Genomic DNA, 18,796 nt, shown 5'->3' with positions numbered 1-18,796 from the left:
TACATAAATTAGTCAGGATAATATGTGTGGAATAAATGGGTTTTGCGATTTTAATAAACGGTTACAGAAGGAAGATATTGAAAAGGCCAACGAGTTATTACGGCACCGGGGGCCTGATGACGGTGAAACCGTTGTTTTTCAAACGCCGGATGCCCATATTGGATTAGGGCATAGAAGGTTATCCATTCTTGATCTGTCCAGTTTGGGTCATCAGCCTATGTACAGTGATGATAAAAAGGTGGTTATTATTTTAAACGGCGAAATATACAATTTTAAAGAATTAAGGTGCCAGCTTGAAGGCAAAGGCCACCGGTTTATTTCCAATTCCGATACAGAAGTCATCGTTAAATCATATCTGCAATATGGTATTGAATGCGTACAACAATTTATAGGGATGTTTGCGTTTGTTATATACGACATGCGGCTACAAAAAATATTTTTATGCAGGGATAGGGCTGGTGTTAAACCACTCTATTATTATTTTGCGAACGGATGTTTGTTATTTGCATCGGAGCTAAAAGCTTTTCATCAATACAAGGTGTTTAAAAAGGAGATTGAACCAAAAGCCGTATCCCTTTTTTTGAGTTACGGTTATATAAAAGAGCCCTACAGTATCTTTAAAAATACCCATAAATTATCTCCGGGCCATTATGCCATACTGGATATCAGTAACCAGCAGTTGCAGTTGCATCAATATTGGAATGTGCTGGATTATTACAATAAGCCGGTTATTGATATTGGTGAAGAAGAAGCAACAGATCATCTTGAAAAATTATTGACCTCTGCTTTTGAATACCGGATGGTAAGTGATGTGCCTGTGGGTGTTTTTTTAAGTGGAGGTTATGACAGTTCGTTGGTTAGTGCAATACTGCAAAAAAACAGTATGAACAAAATAAAAACCTTTACGATAGGGTTTAACGAAGATAAGTACAACGAAGCGGAACATGCGAAAGCAGTAGCCCATTACCTGGGTACAGATCACCATGAATATTATTGCTCTACAAAAGAAGCGCTGGAAATAATTCCAACATTGCCTTATTTTTATGATGAGCCTTTTGGTGACAGTTCTGCCATTCCAACCATACTTGTGAGCAGGTTTGCAAGGCAGCAGGTTACAGTTGCCTTATCTGCTGATGCCGGGGATGAAATCTTTGCAGGTTACGGACGATATGATCAACTGGTTAAAATCAAAAAAATCAAGCAATATATTCCATCTTTTTTAGCCAGGCCATCGTCAAAAATATTACAGCAATTACCCGTAAATAATCCACGATATGCCAAACTAGGTGAAATTTTATCTACTGAAACGGAAGTGGAAATTAGCGATAACCTCAGCCGGCATTTTACCCGCAAACAAGTAAACGCATTGTTGAATACAACTGAAAAATTTAAGGCAAGTCTCATTGATTTGGATAATATACCTTTAAAAAGCGACTTTATTAATACGGTACTGGCAGCCGATTATAAAACGTATTTAGCCGATGATATTTTAACTAAAGTAGATCGTGCCACTATGAGTGCAGGACTGGAAGGAAGGGAACCATTTTTAGATCAGCGAATTGTTGAGTGGGCCGCACAGTTGCCTTCTTCTTTAAAGTATAACAAGGGCAATAAAAAATATGTATTAAAAAAGTTAACCCACCGTTATCTGCCGGAAAAAATAATGGACAGGCCAAAAATGGGCTTTGGTATTCCAATAAATAAATGGTTGAGGGGAGAATTAAAGCCCCTGGTGATGGATATTATAAGCAGAAAAAATCTTCAAAAGCACAACCTGCTAAATGAAGACGCAGTGATTAGCTTGCGGGATAATTACCTCACCAGCAGTGAATCCGATACTTCCCAACTGTGGTTGTTATTAATGTTTCAGATGTGGTGGAACCAATGGATGGAATAAGGAGAAGGGGAAGCTGATTTGCCGCCTGCAAGCTAGAAATTAAGTGATTTTTTGAAACAAGTACTCATCACACCCGCTTGAAAAAGATTTTGATACTCCCTCTTTAACTATATTTTGTTTTATAAGTTTAAAATTATTTTTTTCGAAAAATAATCTGCATTCTGCAGGAGTAATTGCTTCATATGGGTAACCTCCCAGCCAGTCATGGATATCGTTAAAAAAATTCATACCCCTTTCTGTATGGTACTCCTTAATCATTTTATTAAAGTCTTTTCTTTTTACAAAAAAAGCCAATCGTATTTTTATGGCCCAGATATTTTGAAAAAAATGCTGCGTTCTTTTACCAGATCGTGTATAATATTTTTTAAACCATTTCCAAAAATTATCAAAAATTGTTTTTCTATACAGAGCAATGTAAAAAAAACCATTGGGTTTCACTTTTTCCATTGAATAACTAATAGAAGTATACATATTACCGGTATGGTGTAAAACTCCCCAAGAATATACGTAATCAAATTGCGGTAAAGTATCCATGAATTTTTTTTCTAATACAGAGGCCTGTTTAACAATCCAAGATGCGTCGTCATTGGGGTAATATTTGTTTTTTAGATAAATTGTGCAGTTTACAGAATCGGTATCATAATCAAAGGAAAGAACATTAGCACCCAGGTTTCTCGCTGCAAGTGAATGTAATCCGCTTCCAGAACCTATATCAAGAAAATATTTATCCTTCAACGAGCTAACATCCAGCATCTGGCATAAAGTAGTTTCAGACTCTTTAATTCTGGTATCATTCAGTATTTTTAAAAACTCAATCCAGTTTTCCCCGAATTTAAATCTAATGCCTGCTTCAACTTCATTTTTAAATAAAAAATCATTACCATCCATAATTCTTTCAGATTAATTTTTCTTTGGCTAAGATAGTTTAATAAACTTAAGAGGCAAATTAACAATACCTGGGTGCGTAATTTATAGAACTAATAATATTTAAGTCTGTGAATCAATTTCTATATAGTACAAACAGCAACTGTGGGTAATACGAAGCAATAAATTTATGACTAACTAAAATGTAAAAAAATTGATTTTACCACACTTGATTAAAATAATACCTATATTATGAATAATTTCCTTATTGCTTCAAGATATTGTTGATGGTTAAGAGATTCATCAAATTCAGCAATGGCTTTTTGTCTGCTGTGCTTACCCATGGCCAGTCTCTCTTCAGCAGATATACTGATCATCCTTTCAATGGCTGCTTTTAAAGATTCTGTATCCTTTATCGGCACCAGGTAGCCGTTTTGCAGATCATCTACCGTTTCCCTGCAGCCAACATTATTGGTAGTAATGATGGGCAAACCTTTCGACAATCCCTCTATCAGCACCCTGGGAACACCTTCACGGTAGTAAGATGGCAATACCATTACATCTACCTTATTCAATGTATTGCTCATATTATCTGATACGCCCCAATAGTCAATGATGCCCTGGTTATGAAAGTCGTTGATGATGTTTAAAGATACCGCTGAAGGGTTATTGGCTGGAGGGCCAAGCAAGGCAAAAGTAACAGAACCATATTTTTTTTTAACATCCCGGGCAGCGTCAAAATATTCGTACAAACCTTTTTCTTTCAAAAGGCGGGCCGACAAAAGAAAAATAAGTTTATCAGAATTGCTAAATAGGGTTTTATTATTGAACTCAGCCACATTTACTCCTGATCCACGTACTACGCAGATATTTTGACTTCCGTTTATAATATTTTCTTTTTTAAAAAAAGCTTTATCCTCCTCGTTTTGAAAAAAAACTGCATCTAATTTTTTGAAAGCAATCCGGTATAATTTTCTTACAGTGAATTGCAGCCATCCGGGCTGCGCATCATTAAATACAAATCCCAATCCATTAATGGTTGCAATGGCTTTAATACTGGTAAATTTAATAGCTATACTTCCATAAATATTAATCTTGGGTGTAAAAAAAAGACAACATTGGATGTGATTGGATATAAAAATTTTACGCAACTCTATTGTAAGTAAAATATCCTGAAAAGGGTTTTTACCCTGATTATTGATATGTTTCAATTCTATAAATATACAGCCCAGCGCCTCAATTTCTGGTACAAATTTGTCTCTTGGTGCAATTGCAAAAACGTTGTAGCGCTCCGTTAATTTCTTAAGCAGTCCTTTACGAAAATTGTAAACATACCAGGAAGTGTTGGATACAAGCGCTATATTTTTCATTGAGTGTCGAGCCAATTTTTAAAATTTATGACTCCTTGTCTAAACCCGGTTCTTGGCATATAGTTTAATAATTGCTCTGCCTTAAAAATATCTGCAAATGTAATAGGCACATCTCCCATTTGCTCAGGCAAATATTTGATAATAGCTTTTTTATTAAATACGGATTCAAGGGTTTGTATCATTTCAGATAAGGATACCGTTTGGTGGTTTCCCAGGTTAAAAACCTCGTAAGGAGTGCGGGTGTACTGTATTGCGTTTACGATACCGTGAATGGTATCCGCGACATAGGTATAATCCCGCCTGGTACTGCCGTTGCCAAAAAAATTTATCGCTTCGTTGTTTAAAATTTTTTTGCTAAACAGGTGAATAGCTAAATCTGGTCTTTGCCTCGGTCCAAATACAGTAAAAAACCGCAAGGCAATAAATCGTATACCAAATAAATGACTGTAAACATGCCCTAAAAGCTCACCGGAAATTTTTGTGCTGGCGTATGGACTGATTGGTTTTAGGGAAACATCGCTTTCCTTCCATGGAAAATTTATGTTAGTTCCATACACGCTGCTGGAAGAAGCAAACACAAACTGTTTGATATTTTTATGCCTTGCAAATTCCAGCATATTCTGAGTGCCTTTTACATTTACATCCTGGTAAGCTATCGGGTCTTCAATAGATGGACGAACGCCCGCTTTGGCTGCCAGGTGAACAATAACCTCGTAGCTCCCCGTCAATTGTGTGAATAATGCTTCCAAATCTAATATGTCCAGATCAATTAACTTCAAATAAGGACTATTTATTACACCTGAAATATTTTTGAGCTTAATATCTTTTGAATAAAAAGGATCAAAATTATCTACTATGGTTACTTTGTAATTATTTTCCAGTAATTCCTCTATTAAATGACTTCCAATAAAGCCTGCACCGCCGGTTACCAATATCTCTTTTCTGTTTTCTTCCATAAACAATGACTATCTCAAAAATCAAAAGTAAGCAAATTAGCTATTTAAAAGATTTAATCTGAGTCATTTGTAACAAAAGGCCGTACATATTGAATATTCAATATGTAACTGTAAATCAAATTTTGGTAAAATTGATGACAGATTTATTGGCGGCGGTTTATAATTTAATATTGATTCAATAGATCGTTAAAACACATCATTATGGCAGAGACATCAAAATTTTTCGCCCGGTTAAAGTTCTTTAATTTGTAGGTTTGATGCAACGCAGTATCAAAATATATTTTTCTCATAGCCTGGGCAAGCACCTCCGCATTTCCTACTGGTACAAGCATACCGTATTCGCCGTAGAAAATATCAGTTGTAGCAGGTGTATCTATTGCAATTGAAGGTGTCAGAAGTTCCCTTATCCCCCCTTTACAATCGGTTGAAATAACTGGTAAGCTGCATGCAAGGGCTTCCAGAACCACATTGGGGAAGCCCTCAAAATTAGACGTAAGTACAAAACAATCAGCCATGGTTAAATAACTGAATGGGTTAGAGGTGTGATCAATTATTATAACGTGTTCCTGCATACCGGCAGCCACAATATAATTGTCCAGGGTTTCCTTTAATTCTCCCTTACCAATAATTTGCACCCGGCAATTAATATCCTTTAAAAGAGAGGCCGCCTTTATCAGCATTAAGTGGTTTTTAATATAATTGAGCCGGCCAATACTTATAAAAGTAAATGGCTTACTTGTAATGCTTGCTGGTGGTGCAAACTGTTTAATTTTTTCTTTTATTACCTTTAGCTCAATTGGATTGTAAATGATACGATAATTCGTTTGCACCTTAAATGTAGTTCTAAGATCTGCCTCAATATTTTTAGAATTGCATACTATCAGGTCGGCATAGGGATATAATTTTTTTACCAGCAAACGCCCCATTTTGTCTCCGATGGTTTTAACAGTATAATATTCAGAAGTTAAAGTTCTTTCGCTCAAAATTATCTTACCCTTCCAGCCAAATACTTTTAAAAATCCTGAAATAAAATTAGGGCGGTTAAGAAAAGACAAACTTGTATTAATATTATTTTTTTTTAAAAAGCGGTAATAACGAAAAGCCAATAGTGGAATTCTTAAAACGTTTAAGAGCGGATTATTGGAAGGATTTTTATCTAATACGGTAATTTGCTGATCACTGGGAATTTCGTATTCAATAACAGGTTGCAACAGAACAAGCTGAATATCGAAAGTGTCTTTAAAATAATTCAATAAAATGGATACGACCCTTTCTGCACCTCCACTGTAGAGGGAAACGATTAATATGGAGATCTTTTTTTTTTTCATGTACAGCATGATTGGGATAAAAAGTGGCCTGTTACTGCTTTTGCTATGCGGTGATGGATGCTTTACTGGCTGTATTTTTTTTTCGCACCATTGCAAACAGTAACAATAAATAAGTGTAAAAAAATGGAACTGCAGGAAATTTATATCTTACCAAAGTACCAAAGTTAAACGAAACAAAACCTGCCAAAGGTGCAAGCAATAAACTGAAAACCAGGGAAAAAAATAAAACAGAATTTTTTGAAGCAAACTTAAAGAACCCTTTAAATTTAGTTTTAATTAATAAATATATTGTTAATAGCATTACTGTGAAAGATTCCATTGCATTTAACAGCATCAATGGATTACGAACCTCCCAGAAGTATGGCCTGAACAAAGCAACATTTAGAGATAGCAGGTAAGTTCTTAAAATACCCCAGGCCGAAAAATCAGTAACACCAGGTATAGTATAGCCGGACGCCCCATCCTCGGCCTGGGCAGATTGAGCATTTTGTATGCCAATGGCAAAGCCAGTAAAGTTTGTATATAACAGGGTTCCTAAAAACTGCATGTTTCTATATGCTAAAAGAATGCCTGTAAACAATCCCAGAAAAATAAAAAAGCGAAAAACAATCCTTATAACCGGATATTGGCTTTTGTACATACAAAAAAAAGTAATCAACACAGCAACAAGGAAGATGTAAAAGATATAATTTTTAACAAGTAATAATACTAATGATCCAATAAAAAGTTCAACCAGGTTCACCAGTTTTAGTCTTTTTTTACTAATAGCAAACAGGCCTGTTACGCAAAGCCCCAGACCATACATACAAATGGGATCTTTTAAAATATTGGTGCCCCACAAAAGTGCCGATGGTGCAAATAAACAACCAAGGGCAATTGATTTATGATACCCAGGGTTTTGTTCATAGAAAATTAAAAAAATCTTCCACGTACCCATAAAAGCCAGTAAAGAAAAAAACAGGGCGATGGGTAAATAAGTTCCAAAACAAAACATACCAATAAAACCTGCCATTCTGAATATAAACAGCGTAGGTACATTTTGAATTGGATTAATTAATTGCACCGCATATTTTTGGGCTCCAAAAGAACAGTTTTCTACTGGTTTAAATACTAGTTCAAATCCATACAACGGATTCTCTTTTGCGGCCCTCCATATTTCCTGCGATCCGTTAAAATAAGTCTCGCTATCGCTATATCCGTAGTAAAAATGGTAGATGCAAGCAAGAAAAACACAACAAATACTTTTTAAAACGAAACAGGGAATTATATACTTTGCTACAGGTGAATGGTTATAATATTTTCGTTTCCACAATATTAATAGCAAAAGTATTAAGATAAAATAGAGCGGTGCCAGTATTGCATCGTAATAAGTGAGCATTTAAGGTATTTGATGGGGCTGCAATAAGTAACAGCACTTTGATGGGTAATCCATTTATTTGTACCTGATAAAGATATTGACAAAAACTGACAACGTTTTGCGATGAAATTCAATAAGTAAAAAACAATGCCTGGCAGTTAACAATTTAGTTTTCTTAATCAAATCAAAGGTGAAAGCAGATTCCTGAAAGATCATGGTAATTTTATATCTTTGCCGTATCCTTTTTTCCAATTGCATGCCAGTAAGGCTTATTGTCAGAAAAACAGATATTGATCAAGCCACATGTTTCCATCATAAGCTGTATCTCTGCTTTTGAAAATCGGTGTTCCAGCCTGGTTCCAAACCTGTCTAATGCATCATTCCTTATAATAAAAAAAGACTTATCCTGATAATAGGATAAAGGGATTTTTTTTGCCAAACCCTGTAATCCAACAAAATGTAAAACCTTACCGGTAAAGATTATAGGTACATAAATCATCACCGCCAGCAGATCGCACATTAATTTTTTCAGAACGGAAGGCATGGAAGAAATGATTTTTCTTATCCAATTCACTATTTTAAAAATAAACCGGAATACAAAGCCCCTGTTATCAAGATTGTAATAGAGATAAACAAAAAAATATCCTCCGGGTTTTACTTTACTAACGCAATTTTGCATAGCCATCTGTGTATCCGGAATATGATGTAAAACACCAATGGATAATACAAGATCAAAAGTATTATCATTAAAAGGAATAGAATCTGCAGAAGCATTGATCATCCTTACATTGTTAATACCACATAATAATTTTTCTGCTGCCCAAATGGCTTCGCTGGGATCCATTACTTCTATAAAACCTACTTTGGAAGACAGGTACCTGGAAAATCTTCCACTACCGCAACCCATATCCAGTGCATATGTATTTTTATTTAAAATGGAAGCATCGGTAATATCAAAATATTCGTCGCCAAACTGGTTAATATCTTTTTCATTAAAGTTGCTGAATTTTAGCCATTCTTCACCAAAAGAACTTACTACTGCTTCATCGATATTAGCACTTTTTTCTTCCTCAAAAATATATACCGGTTTTTCCTTTCCTTGTATTGCTTTAATGGGTTGGGTATTAAAATTGGCTACCATATTAACTTATTCAGATATTCTAATTATGCGTGCAAAAATAGAGGAAACTAAACCAAATGCTTTTGCAAAAAAATGTAGCAGTAAACCTGATTGATTAAATTGTAGTAATAAAATAGAAATATAAGTTCTGTTTATTAATGAAAGAGAGTGTAAGTTTTTACTGAATATTTAGTTATAGAACATCCATGATTTTATAGCAAGGCCCTGAGGATTATCAATAATGATTGTGATACATAAAATTAATAGATGACGTAACCATTTTGTAATATCCCAAACTGACCTTTACTTAAAAATTTATTTCTACTTTTACAGAATTTTAATAACTAACACATGCACACTATTTTAGTTACCGGCGGCGCCGGCTTTATTGGTTCTCATTTAACAAGGTTGTTTGTTACCAAATACCCGCAATACAAAATTGTAAATCTTGATAAACTTACTTATGCCGGTAACCTTGAAAATTTAAAAGACATTGAGGCACAGCCCAACTATGAATTTGTAAAAGGCGATATAACCGATCTGCCTTTTTTACGCACCTTATTTGATAAGTATTCTTTTACTGCAGTGTTACATTGTGCTGCCGAAAGTCATGTAGACAGGTCCATTACCGATCCGCTTGCTTTTGTTACCACCAACGTGGTGGGTACCGGTTGCCTTTTGCAAACCGCCAAAGAATGCTGGAAAGATAATTTCGACGATAAAATCTTCTACCATATTTCTACCGACGAAGTATATGGCTCATTGGGTGCAGAAGGCTTTTTTACAGAAGAAACCGCTTATGACCCCCGTAGCCCATATTCCGCATCCAAAGCGGCTTCCGATCATTTGGTACGGGCCTTTTATCATACTTACCACATGCCCGTTAAAATTTCTAACTGCAGCAACAATTACGGACCTTTTCATTTTCCCGAAAAATTAATTCCTCTTTGCATTCACAATATCATCAATAATAAACCTTTACCCATTTACGGCAAGGGCGAAAACATACGGGATTGGTTGTATGTAGAAGATCATGTAAGAGCAATTGATGTTATTTTCCACAAAGGTAAAATGGGTGAAACCTATAATATTGGCGGGCATAATGAATGGACCAATATAGACCTGGTAAAGGAATTGTGCAAGCAAATGGATACAAAACTGGGCCGTGAAAAAGGCGCTTCTGAAAAGCTGATTACTTATGTTACAGACAGGGCTGGCCACGATTTGCGTTATGCCATTGATGCTACCAAACTTAAAAATGAATTGGGTTGGTTGCCTTCTCTTCAATTTGAAGAAGGCATATCAAAGACAATAGACTGGTACCTGAGCAATACGGAATGGCTTAATGACGTTACGAGTGGAAATTATCAAAATTATTACCAGCAACAATATGATAAACGATAAAAAAGCAGTTTCTCTTTTAGGAAACAGGGCAATATGAAAGGAATTATTTTAGCAGGTGGCAGCGGTACCAGGTTGTACCCCATTACCATGGGTATTAGTAAACAGTTAATGCCTGTTTATGATAAACCAATGATATATTATCCGCTGAGTACTTTAATGCTGGCAGGCATCAGGGAAATACTGATCATTACTACCCCCGACGACCAGGCCCAGTTTATGCGCCTGCTGGGTGATGGCAATCAGTGGGGTTGCGAAATTTCGTATGCAAAACAGGAAGTACCCAATGGCCTTGCCCAGGCTTTTGTTATAGGCGAAAAATTTATTGGTACTGATAGTGTTGCATTGGTTTTGGGAGATAATATTTTTTATGGAAGCGGCTTTAGTAAATTACTCCAGAATTCGGCTAATCCCGATGGCGCCGTTATATTTGCTTACCCGGTCAGCGATCCCGAAAGATATGGTGTTGTTGAATTTGATGATGCATTAAATGCTGTAAGTATTGAAGAAAAACCAATGCATCCAAAAAGTAATTTTGCGGTTCCGGGTTTATATTTTTATGATAATGAAGTAGTAAATATTGCCAAAAATATTCCTGCAAGCCCGAGGGGCGAATATGAAATTACAGATGTAAACAGGATTTACCTTAAAAATAAAAAATTAAAAGTTGGTGTGTTAGACAGGGGATTTGCCTGGCTGGATACCGGAACATTTGAATCGCTGAATGATGCCAGTGAATATGTGAGGGTAATTGAAAAGAGGCAGGGTTTAAAAATTGGCTGCCCTGAGGAAATTGCGTGGCGCATGGGATTTATTAATAAAGAGCAACTAATGAATGAAGCCCTTAAATTAAAAAAGAGTGGCTATGGTGAGTATTTACAACAACTTGTACGGTAAGGAACAGGGTACAAGCCGGTTTTTTATCTGTAATTTTTTTTAATATCAAATCACCACCAACACGTAAGGTAAATTTAAATTAAATTGAAAAAAATTCTTTTCGTTTTACCTAACCTTGGTGGTGGAGGAGCTGAAAGGGTTTTTGTGAATATAGCCAATGGTTTTTTTGCTAACGGAATTGAAACAGAGTTGTTACTTGGTAAAAAAACAGGGGTATACTTCGACATATTGAATCCTGGCATCCCCGTTCATGAGTTAGGTACAAATTCCTTTTCAGGATATTTAAAAAAACTTCCTCCATTTTTAAAAAAAAATCTTTACTCTCATATTTTTACTACCAGCGATTACATCAATGTATCATTAATAATAGTAAAAAAAAGGTTTCATTTAACCCCATTAATTATTTTAAATCAACAGTACTCTAACCCTTCTTCCACGTCTGTCCGGTTTTTAAAAGAAAGATTTTTACTTACAGTAATTCACCGTTTTTTTACACACCGGGCAGATAAAATCATAACAGCAAGTGAGGATGGTTTAAAATGGCTTCAACAAAAAACAACAAAAAAATTACCACAGGCGCTCGTAATTCATAACCCGGTTTTTGATGATAATATTTTTATAAAAGCAACAGAAAAAATTTCATTTCCATTTGAAACAGGAGGTAAGAAAATATTATTGAATATTGGTAGACTGGTAAAGCAAAAAGACCAACTAACGTTGATAAAAGCGTTTAAGGCATTACCCAATGCAGAAGGGTATATTTTGATTATTTTAGGTGTAGGACCTGAAGAAAAACTGCTTAAAAATGTGATTAGAAAAATGCAACTGGAACAAAATATTTTTTTAATCGGATTTGATAAAAATCCATATCGATGGATTAATAATTGCGATCTTTTTGTACTTTCTTCTGTTAATGAAGGGTTTGGAAATGTAATTGTAGAAGCAATGGCATTGGGTAAAACAACCGTTAGTACTGATTGCCCCACAGGGCCAGCCGAAATATTAAAAAGCGGGCAATTTGGTTTCCTTTGTAAAGTGGGTGACCCGGACGCTTTAGCTAAAATTATTGTAACAGCCATCAATGCCCCCATAAGCCCGGCTGTGTTGGTTGCTGAGAGCTGTCAATACAGTGCTAAAAATATAATTGGCAGTTTTATAAACGTTCTTCAATGACAATCTCTGCAATTATTATCGTGTATAATTTAGAAAAATATCTGGAGCAATCCATTCAGTCAGTATTGAATCAAACCAGGTGTGCTGATGAAATAATAATAGTAGATGATTGCAGTACAGATAATTCAGTTTCCATTATCAACAGGTATGCATCATCCATTAAATATATCAGACAACCTTATAATGTAGGTGCTTTAAAAAATACATTATGTGGCGTTAAAGCAGCAACCGGCGATATCATTGCTTTTTTAGACGGAGATGATGTGTGGATGCCGCAAAAGCTGGAAGAAATGGAGAAACTATTTTTATCAGATGATACAATGTGTATCGCTTCTCACAATCATTGTAGGGTAAACGAAAATTTGCAATTAACAGGAGTAAAGGATGAAACCAATCTTAACGTAGAAAGAATTACCGGAAACTTTTCTGGTGCAGAATGGAGCGATCAATTTAAACATTCCATCCTGTTCAGAGAAGGGTATTGGTTTGGTTCAGCATACTGCATCCGCAAAAAATATTTGCGGATAAATGAGTTTGAAAAAATAGCTGCTAAATATCAACATTCTCATTGGGCGTATCTTGATATGACGCTTGGGCCTTTTATAGTTGCATCCAATAGTAAACTAACCGCAGGATTTGTAAATAAGCCACTATTTAAATACCGTATCCATTCGGCTAATAGTAGTGCATGTGCTTTTACCAGCAAGGCTTTGCTAACATCCTTAAACCGTAATCAATATACTAATCAGCTTACCTGCCATCTTATTACAAACTATTTAAAGGATGCCACAATCATAAAAAGATACACCGAAATGGATGACGAGCATGGTTTAATGCGCTTGCAATATGAGGGCCATAAACTGGCAGCCGTAAAAAAATTTATTGCTATGCGTATCTTTCTTTTAAAACAAAAAAAATTAAAGAAAGAATTATACCGGCTTATAATAACTACTTTTTTAGGTGTTAAGCAATTATCAAAAATAAAAAGGACTTATGAAGTTTAGGATCGCTGATAATATAAAATATTTCTTCAAAGCAAATTTCATAAAAGCATGGTTAATGTTTCGGCAAAGCAAAGTGCTGTATAGTTCTTTAATTTTATTGCGTTCTTTTGCAGGGTATAGCATTACACTTAGCAACAATGCTTTTCTGATATCGTTGCAGTTAAACTGGTATCTATTGGAGAAGAATATGAATATCCATTTAAGGACAAGTGAAAACAATAATCGATAGTGGCCAATACAGGTTAAATCAGTGGCCGGTTTCCGCATAAATTTCTATAGATAAATATAATTACCATAGAACCTGAAGATGAAAAATTTAAATTGCTGATAAAATAGGGTACGTCAATCAATAGTAACTACATTAAAAAAAGGGCTGTGGCCAAAGGCGTACAACCTTACCAATAACGGAACCGATATAGTAACTTGGAGTTTCAGGCTAATTGAAACAAAAACGGTTAAGAGTAGTTCAGTCATTTGCTGTCAACAATATCATTAATCAATTTTCAATCAGTAGTATCAATATCCTTAAAATAAATGTAACAACAGCTTAAAAAAATATATTTGAATAAGGGCAGGAACTGTGGCTGCTAAAAATAGGTAACTTTTATAAAACGCACCATTTCATGGATAAGGGCTGTTTTAAAGCTACGATGAATACAATTTATAAATACGATTTTAAATGACAATCATTGGCTACAATCTTGTATTTATCAATAAAAATTTAAACTGCCTTGCACCAAAATCTTCATACATTACTAAAAATATATAAGCCATAAAACTGCGAACCAATACAACAATATTAAACGCTTTATCAACAGGCTTTTCAACGCTCAGAAAAAAATCTGTAGTAAAATTAATTGGCATTTATACGTTTACTAATTTTTTTACAAAAGGGCTTTCCTTTTTATTAATTCCTCTTTTTACCAACCCCGCTTATTTAACACCTGCTGACAATGGAGTATTGAGTTTATTCAACAGCTCACTCGTTTTTTTAGTTCCTTTTATTTCAATTGGCCTGGTACAATCTACCAGTACAGATTTTTTTAAATTAGATAAAAATACCTTCAGAGATTTTTTTACCACTTCGTTTGTACTTCCCATTCTCTTTACAATTATCTCAATGGCGGTACTTTTTTTGTACCGCGATTTGTTGTATCGAAAGTTCGGTTTCCCATCTGGCTTCACCTGGATCAGTCCTATTTTAGTATTGCTCATTTTTTGTAACGAGCAATTACTTGGCCTTATAAGAAATAACAATGAACCATTTTATTTTTTAACGTTTGGTATCGGTAAAACAATCATCGAATTGGGAATGGCTGTATTACTAATCCTATTTTTTAAATATCACTGGCAGGGTAGAGTGATTGGTATTTCAACAGCCTATTTTACAGTGACAATATTTGCATTTATATATTTCTTTAAAAAGGGATATCTGGGAGGAAAAATAAAAATAGAATTTTTGAAAAGCGAATTAATTTATGCCTTACCCATCATTATGTTGCAGTTAAGTATTTTTGTAATGTCGTCTTCCGATAAATTTTTTTTAGCCGGTAATCATGAAGTAGTCGGTATCTATGGAATTGCATGCACTTTTTCTTCCATCATTTTAATTTTAGGAACAGGTCTATTACAGTATATATTTCCCAAAATCTTCAGTTTACTGTCTGCATCAAATGTTGATTACGCGTCCATCCGTAAACATTTTTATTTATATGCAATTGTAATGGCTATTGGAGCCATTGCGGTGTTGCTGTTTACCCAATTATTTTATACTTTTTTTATTAATGTAAAATATTACACTGCCTTAAAATATATATATTTTATAGTACTTGGGTATTTTTTCTGGACGATTACGTATTTTTTTTACTGCTTTTTATTGTACAATAAACAAAAGCGACAAATATTATTTTTATCTGTTTTATCCATTACAATAAGTCTCGGCTGCAATAGTTTTTTTATTCCACGTTTAGGGGATGCCGGCGCGGCCATTGCTGTATGTTGCTGTTACCTGCTGATGTTGTGTTGTACTGTTTGGGTAACACGCCCATACTGGAAGCTTTTTTTTAAAAATGATTTGTGAATAAATCATATAGCAAGAAATTTTTTTATTTTTAAATAACAACGCTTTGCAACACTTGAAACCTAACCAATAATAAAGTACTATTTTCGTTATTACTCAAATGTAATTGCATGTGCGGTATTGCCGGGTATATTTCTACCAATCTTATTACAGAACAAAAATTACGACAGGCTGCATTACTGATGCAACATCGTGGTCCGGATGCAGGAGGTTTTTATTTTTCTGAAAACAAAGCTGTCGGGCTTGCTCATAGGCGCTTGTCCATTTTAGATTTATCAACGGCTGCCAATCAACCCATGTTTTCTGCCGATGGAAGATATTGTATTGTATTTAACGGGGAGGTATATAATTTCAGGGAGCTAAAAAACCAACTTGCTGATAAAGGGGCATCACTAAAAACAACGTCAGATACGGAAGTTATACTGAAATTATTTATTGAAAAAGGCTCCTCCTGTTTTGCTGTTATGAATGGCATGTTTGCATTTGCCATTTATGATTTGCAGCAGCAGGTATTAACTCTTTGTCGTGATCACCTCGGTATTAAACCGTTATTTTTATACCAGGATGAAGGAACAATTATTTTTGCCTCCGAACTAAAAGTCATCAAATCCATGATGGGCAACGGGTTGTCAGTCAACAGGCATGCCATTCCCTATTTTTTGCACTTTGGATTTATCCCCGCACCATTAACCATCTATGATAAAACCACTAAATTTCCATCGGCTTACTATACGCAAATTTCTGTTGCAAAGGTTTTGTCTCTCAACGGCAATGGCGAATGTGTGCCCTTCTGGAAAATTGAAAATGTTATACGGGAAGTAGCGGTAAGCAATGAAGTAATTGCAAAAAAAGAATTGAAAGCGTTACTGTTTGATGCTGTGCAAAAGCAATTGATCAGCGATGTGCCAATAGGAACATTTTTAAGCGGCGGTGTAGATAGCAGCCTCGTTACGGCAATTGCTGCAGAACTCTCGGGAGCCAATAAAATAAAAACCTTTAGCATTGCCATAGAGGATAAAAAGTACAATGAATCTAAATATGCGCTGCAAGTGGCAACTCATTTACAAACAGAACATCATGAATTTAAAGTAAATGAAAAAGAAGTTTTACAACTGGTGCATACATTTATTTCTACCTATGATGAGCCCTTTGCTGATTCTTCCGCATTCCCTGCAATGATGGTTAGCCGTTTGGCAAAACAGCACGTAACGGTGGCACTTAGCGGAGATGGTGGCGACGAATTGTTTTATGGATATGGAATGTATCAATGGGCAAAGCGACTGTCTTCTCCTTACTGGCAATTAATAAAAGACCCATTATTTTCTGCTTCCAGGTTACTGGGTAGCAAATACCAGCGCATTGGAAATATGTTCGGCTACCAAGATAAAAAAAATATTATCAGCCATATTTTTTCTCAGGAGCAATATAATTTCAGCGAAAAGGAACTGCTACAATTGCTGGTTACTGATAAATTTAATTTTGCTGAAATTAACACCTTACCTGCTACGGGAAGAATTTTAAGCGAAACAGAACGCCAATCATTATGGGATTTAAAATATTATTTACAAGATGATTTACTTACAAAGGTTGACCGTGCAAGTATGCAATACAGTTTAGAAACCAGGGTACCGTTGTTGGATTACAGGCTGGTAGAATTTGCCTGTAACCTGGATGAGAAATTAAAAATTAAACATGGGGATATGAAATACCTGTTGAAGCAGGTATTATATGATTATGTACCCAAAGAAATTTTTGCCAGACCTAAACGGGGATTTAGCATACCACTTTCCAGGTGGCTTAAAACCGATTTAAAATATCTGTTAGATTTATATACTTCTGAGCAGGTTATTAATAAATACAATATTGTAAATTTCAATATTGTAAATAACCTGAGGCAAAAATATTTAAAAGGAACAGATTATTTATTTAATAAACTTTGGCTTATCATCGTATTGCATTGGTGGCTGGAAGAAAATAATATTTCGAATGGCGGATAAAAAAATTCTTTTTATATCATACGATGGTATGACCGATCCGCTTGGTCAAAGCCAGGTTATACCCTACTTATCGAACCTTACAAAAGCAGGTTACAGCTTTACCATATTAAGCTGCGATAAACCAGAAAAATATCCTGCCGGTAAAGCGTATGTTGAAAAACTGATTGCACCATTCCCCATTAATTGGGTATCGGTACCTTACCATAAAAATCCACCGGTACTTTCTTCCGTGTATGATTGTTATGCTTTAAAAAAGGCAGCAAAAAACTTACAGGCTACAAATCATTTTGATATGGTACATTCCCGGCCGGGATTGCCTACCCTTGTAGCTCTGTATTTGAAAAAAAAATATGGTTTAAAATTTTTAAACGATATAAGGGGTTTTTGGGCCGATGAGAGAGTAGATGGCGGCATGTGGAATTTAAAAAATCCGGTTTTTAACTGGTTATACCATTTTTTTAAACGGCATGAATACAATTGCCTTATTAATGAAGATTATGCAATTTGCCTGACGTATAAAGGCCGTGATGAAATACACAACCGCAAAAATATCCCCGGACAACCTATCCCTCTTGAGGTGATTCCCTGTAGTGTTGATTTGGATTTATTTGATGAAAAAAATATTGATCAATCGCTGAAAGCCAAATTTAGAAACGAACTGAATATTAAGGAAGGGGATTTTATAATAAGTTACCTGGGTTCAATCGGGGGCTGGTATTTAACGGATGAAATGATGCGTTTTTGTAAAAATGTGGGCGACAGAATACCTCATGCAAAATTTCTTTTTATTTCGCCAAATAGCAATGATATAATTGTTGCTGCTGCCAAATATGGGCTGAATGCAGAAAAACTAATAATAAAACAAGGAAAAAGACATGAGGTCCCGTTATTATTATCGTTCAGTAATTATGCACTTTTTTTTATTAAGCAATGCTATTCTAAAATAGCGTCTTCGCCTACAAAGCATGCAGAAATAATGGCCATGGGCATACCGGTAATAACCAACAGCGGTATTGGCGACGTGGCTGAAATTGTTGAAAAATACAATGCGGGATATGTTGTATCCGATTTTACGGATCCGACTTTTGCCAGCGTAATTGATAAGATCATTGCAGGTAATCCCTTCGATAAAATGGCCATACGCCATGGTGCTAAAGACTTTTATTCACTGGAAACTGCTGTTGAACGCTACCGGAAAGTGTATGATAAAATATTAAAATAGCGACTTGGCATTGTTAAATCATTACCCTGACTAAAATAGTTGCGTACTTCCCTTTTTATTACCAGGCTCCTTGTAATTCGATTCTAAAAATTATAATTAAAATATTAATGGGCATCCTATGCTTATTAAT

The 18,796-nt window shown here is 35.2% G+C and carries 16 protein-coding genes; 8 read left to right on the top strand and 8 right to left on the bottom strand.

Going from position 1 to position 18,796, the window contains the following annotated elements; genetic code table 11:
* Positions 1-22 precede the first annotated feature (22 nt).
* The gene (asnB, locus tag H7254_RS10880) at positions 23-1,897 is read left to right on the top strand and encodes an asparagine synthase (glutamine-hydrolyzing) (protein WP_301932989.1); all 1,875 of its coding nucleotides are present in this window, start codon (positions 23-25) and stop codon (positions 1,895-1,897) included.
* A gap of 39 nt (positions 1,898-1,936) precedes the next feature.
* On the opposite strand, the gene H7254_RS10875 is transcribed toward asnB (H7254_RS10880), so the two are convergent.
* The 6 genes from H7254_RS10875 to H7254_RS10850 all read right to left on the bottom strand — a co-directional run bounded on the left by H7254_RS10875 (position 1,937) and on the right by H7254_RS10850 (position 8,913).
* Complete coding sequence (locus H7254_RS10875; RefSeq protein ID WP_301932988.1) at positions 1,937-2,785, bottom strand: bifunctional 2-polyprenyl-6-hydroxyphenol methylase/3-demethylubiquinol 3-O-methyltransferase UbiG; 849 nt, start codon at positions 2,783-2,785, stop codon at positions 1,937-1,939.
* Positions 2,786-3,006: 221 nt separating this feature from the next.
* Positions 3,007-4,131 (bottom strand): glycosyltransferase family 4 protein, encoded by a 1,125-nt coding sequence (locus H7254_RS10870; protein WP_301932987.1) that lies wholly within the window; start codon positions 4,129-4,131, stop codon positions 3,007-3,009.
* A complete protein-coding gene (locus tag H7254_RS10865; protein ID WP_301932986.1) occupies positions 4,128-5,087 on the bottom strand; it encodes an NAD-dependent epimerase/dehydratase family protein in 960 nt (319 codons plus the stop codon). The genes H7254_RS10870 and H7254_RS10865 overlap by 4 nt, the downstream gene beginning before the upstream one ends.
* A gap of 164 nt (positions 5,088-5,251) precedes the next feature.
* A complete protein-coding gene (locus H7254_RS10860; RefSeq protein ID WP_301932985.1) occupies positions 5,252-6,415 on the bottom strand; it encodes a glycosyltransferase in 1,164 nt (387 codons plus the stop codon).
* Between the two features lie 43 nt (positions 6,416-6,458).
* Positions 6,459-7,793 (bottom strand): hypothetical protein, encoded by a 1,335-nt coding sequence (locus H7254_RS10855; RefSeq protein ID WP_301932984.1) that lies wholly within the window; start codon positions 7,791-7,793, stop codon positions 6,459-6,461.
* A gap of 202 nt (positions 7,794-7,995) precedes the next feature.
* Entirely contained in the window at positions 7,996-8,913 is a 918-nt protein-coding gene (locus H7254_RS10850; RefSeq protein WP_301932983.1) for a class I SAM-dependent methyltransferase, read from the bottom strand.
* 330 nt (positions 8,914-9,243) lie between these two features.
* On the opposite strand from H7254_RS10850, the gene rfbB reads away from it, so the two are divergent.
* From rfbB to H7254_RS10830, 4 genes are all read left to right on the top strand, one after another.
* Entirely contained in the window at positions 9,244-10,296 is a 1,053-nt protein-coding gene (gene rfbB, locus H7254_RS10845; protein ID WP_301921711.1) for a dTDP-glucose 4,6-dehydratase, read from the top strand.
* Between the two features lie 33 nt (positions 10,297-10,329).
* The gene (gene rfbA, locus H7254_RS10840; RefSeq protein ID WP_301932982.1) at positions 10,330-11,190 is read left to right on the top strand and encodes a glucose-1-phosphate thymidylyltransferase RfbA; all 861 of its coding nucleotides are present in this window, start codon (positions 10,330-10,332) and stop codon (positions 11,188-11,190) included.
* An 84-nt stretch (positions 11,191-11,274) separates the two neighbouring features.
* Complete coding sequence (locus tag H7254_RS10835) at positions 11,275-12,363, top strand: glycosyltransferase (RefSeq protein WP_301932981.1); 1,089 nt, start codon at positions 11,275-11,277, stop codon at positions 12,361-12,363.
* Complete coding sequence (locus H7254_RS10830; RefSeq protein WP_301932980.1) at positions 12,360-13,367, top strand: glycosyltransferase; 1,008 nt, start codon at positions 12,360-12,362, stop codon at positions 13,365-13,367. Before H7254_RS10835 ends, H7254_RS10830 begins: the two co-directional genes overlap by 4 nt.
* 693 nt (positions 13,368-14,060) lie before the next feature.
* Here the strand turns inward: H7254_RS10830 and H7254_RS10825 are convergent.
* On the bottom strand, positions 14,061-14,231 hold the full coding sequence (locus H7254_RS10825) for a hypothetical protein (protein WP_301921715.1): 171 nt from the start codon (positions 14,229-14,231) through the stop codon (positions 14,061-14,063).
* 69 nt (positions 14,232-14,300) lie between these two features.
* A complete protein-coding gene (locus tag H7254_RS10820; RefSeq protein WP_301932979.1) occupies positions 14,301-14,468 on the bottom strand; it encodes a hypothetical protein in 168 nt (55 codons plus the stop codon).
* Positions 14,469-14,487: 19 nt separating this feature from the next.
* Between H7254_RS10820 and H7254_RS10815 the strand changes: the two genes are divergently transcribed.
* The 3 genes from H7254_RS10815 (at position 14,488) to H7254_RS10805 (ending at position 18,666) form a co-directional block, all read left to right on the top strand.
* On the top strand, positions 14,488-15,447 hold the full coding sequence (locus H7254_RS10815) for a polysaccharide biosynthesis C-terminal domain-containing protein (protein WP_301932978.1): 960 nt from the start codon (positions 14,488-14,490) through the stop codon (positions 15,445-15,447).
* Positions 15,448-15,557: 110 nt separating this feature from the next.
* Positions 15,558-17,444, top strand: coding sequence for an asparagine synthase (glutamine-hydrolyzing) (asnB, locus tag H7254_RS10810; protein WP_301932977.1), 1,887 nt, complete (start codon positions 15,558-15,560; stop codon positions 17,442-17,444).
* The gene (locus H7254_RS10805; protein ID WP_301932976.1) at positions 17,434-18,666 is read left to right on the top strand and encodes a glycosyltransferase; all 1,233 of its coding nucleotides are present in this window, start codon (positions 17,434-17,436) and stop codon (positions 18,664-18,666) included. The genes asnB (H7254_RS10810) and H7254_RS10805 overlap by 11 nt, the downstream gene beginning before the upstream one ends.
* The last annotated feature ends 130 nt before the right edge of the window (positions 18,667-18,796 follow it).

Origin of the sequence: Ferruginibacter sp. (assembly GCF_014377975.1) — a bacterium.
Taxonomy (GTDB): Bacteria; Bacteroidota; Bacteroidia; order Chitinophagales; family Chitinophagaceae; genus Ferruginibacter.
This window is presented reverse-complemented; position numbering and strand designations above follow the sequence as displayed.

Bases quoted from the DNA above. Each gene is read 5' to 3' on its own strand.
- rfbB (WP_301921711.1), top strand. From the start codon at position 9,244: ATGCACACTATTTTAGTTACCGGCGGCGCCGGCTTTATTGGTTCTCAT.
- H7254_RS10865 (WP_301932986.1), bottom strand. From the start codon at position 5,087: ATGGAAGAAAACAGAAAAGAGATATTGGTAACCGGCGGTGCAGGCTTT.
- H7254_RS10870 (WP_301932987.1), bottom strand. From the start codon at position 4,131: ATGAAAAATATAGCGCTTGTATCCAACACTTCCTGGTATGTTTACAAT.
- H7254_RS10820 (WP_301932979.1), bottom strand. From the start codon at position 14,468: ATGGGAAGTACAAACGAAGTGGTAAAAAAATCTCTGAAGGTATTTTTA.
- H7254_RS10855 (WP_301932984.1), bottom strand. From the start codon at position 7,793: ATGCTCACTTATTACGATGCAATACTGGCACCGCTCTATTTTATCTTA.
- H7254_RS10815 (WP_301932978.1), top strand. From the start codon at position 14,488: ATGGCGGTACTTTTTTTGTACCGCGATTTGTTGTATCGAAAGTTCGGT.
- H7254_RS10875 (WP_301932988.1), bottom strand. From the start codon at position 2,785: ATGGATGGTAATGATTTTTTATTTAAAAATGAAGTTGAAGCAGGCATT.
- H7254_RS10860 (WP_301932985.1), bottom strand. From the start codon at position 6,415: ATGAAAAAAAAAAAGATCTCCATATTAATCGTTTCCCTCTACAGTGGA.
- H7254_RS10805 (WP_301932976.1), top strand. From the start codon at position 17,434: ATGGCGGATAAAAAAATTCTTTTTATATCATACGATGGTATGACCGAT.
- asnB (WP_301932989.1), top strand. From the start codon at position 23: ATGTGTGGAATAAATGGGTTTTGCGATTTTAATAAACGGTTACAGAAG.
- H7254_RS10850 (WP_301932983.1), bottom strand. From the start codon at position 8,913: ATGGTAGCCAATTTTAATACCCAACCCATTAAAGCAATACAAGGAAAG.
- rfbA (WP_301932982.1), top strand. From the start codon at position 10,330: ATGAAAGGAATTATTTTAGCAGGTGGCAGCGGTACCAGGTTGTACCCC.
- asnB (WP_301932977.1), top strand. From the start codon at position 15,558: ATGTGCGGTATTGCCGGGTATATTTCTACCAATCTTATTACAGAACAA.
- H7254_RS10825 (WP_301921715.1), bottom strand. From the start codon at position 14,231: ATGCCAATTAATTTTACTACAGATTTTTTTCTGAGCGTTGAAAAGCCT.
- H7254_RS10830 (WP_301932980.1), top strand. From the start codon at position 12,360: ATGACAATCTCTGCAATTATTATCGTGTATAATTTAGAAAAATATCTG.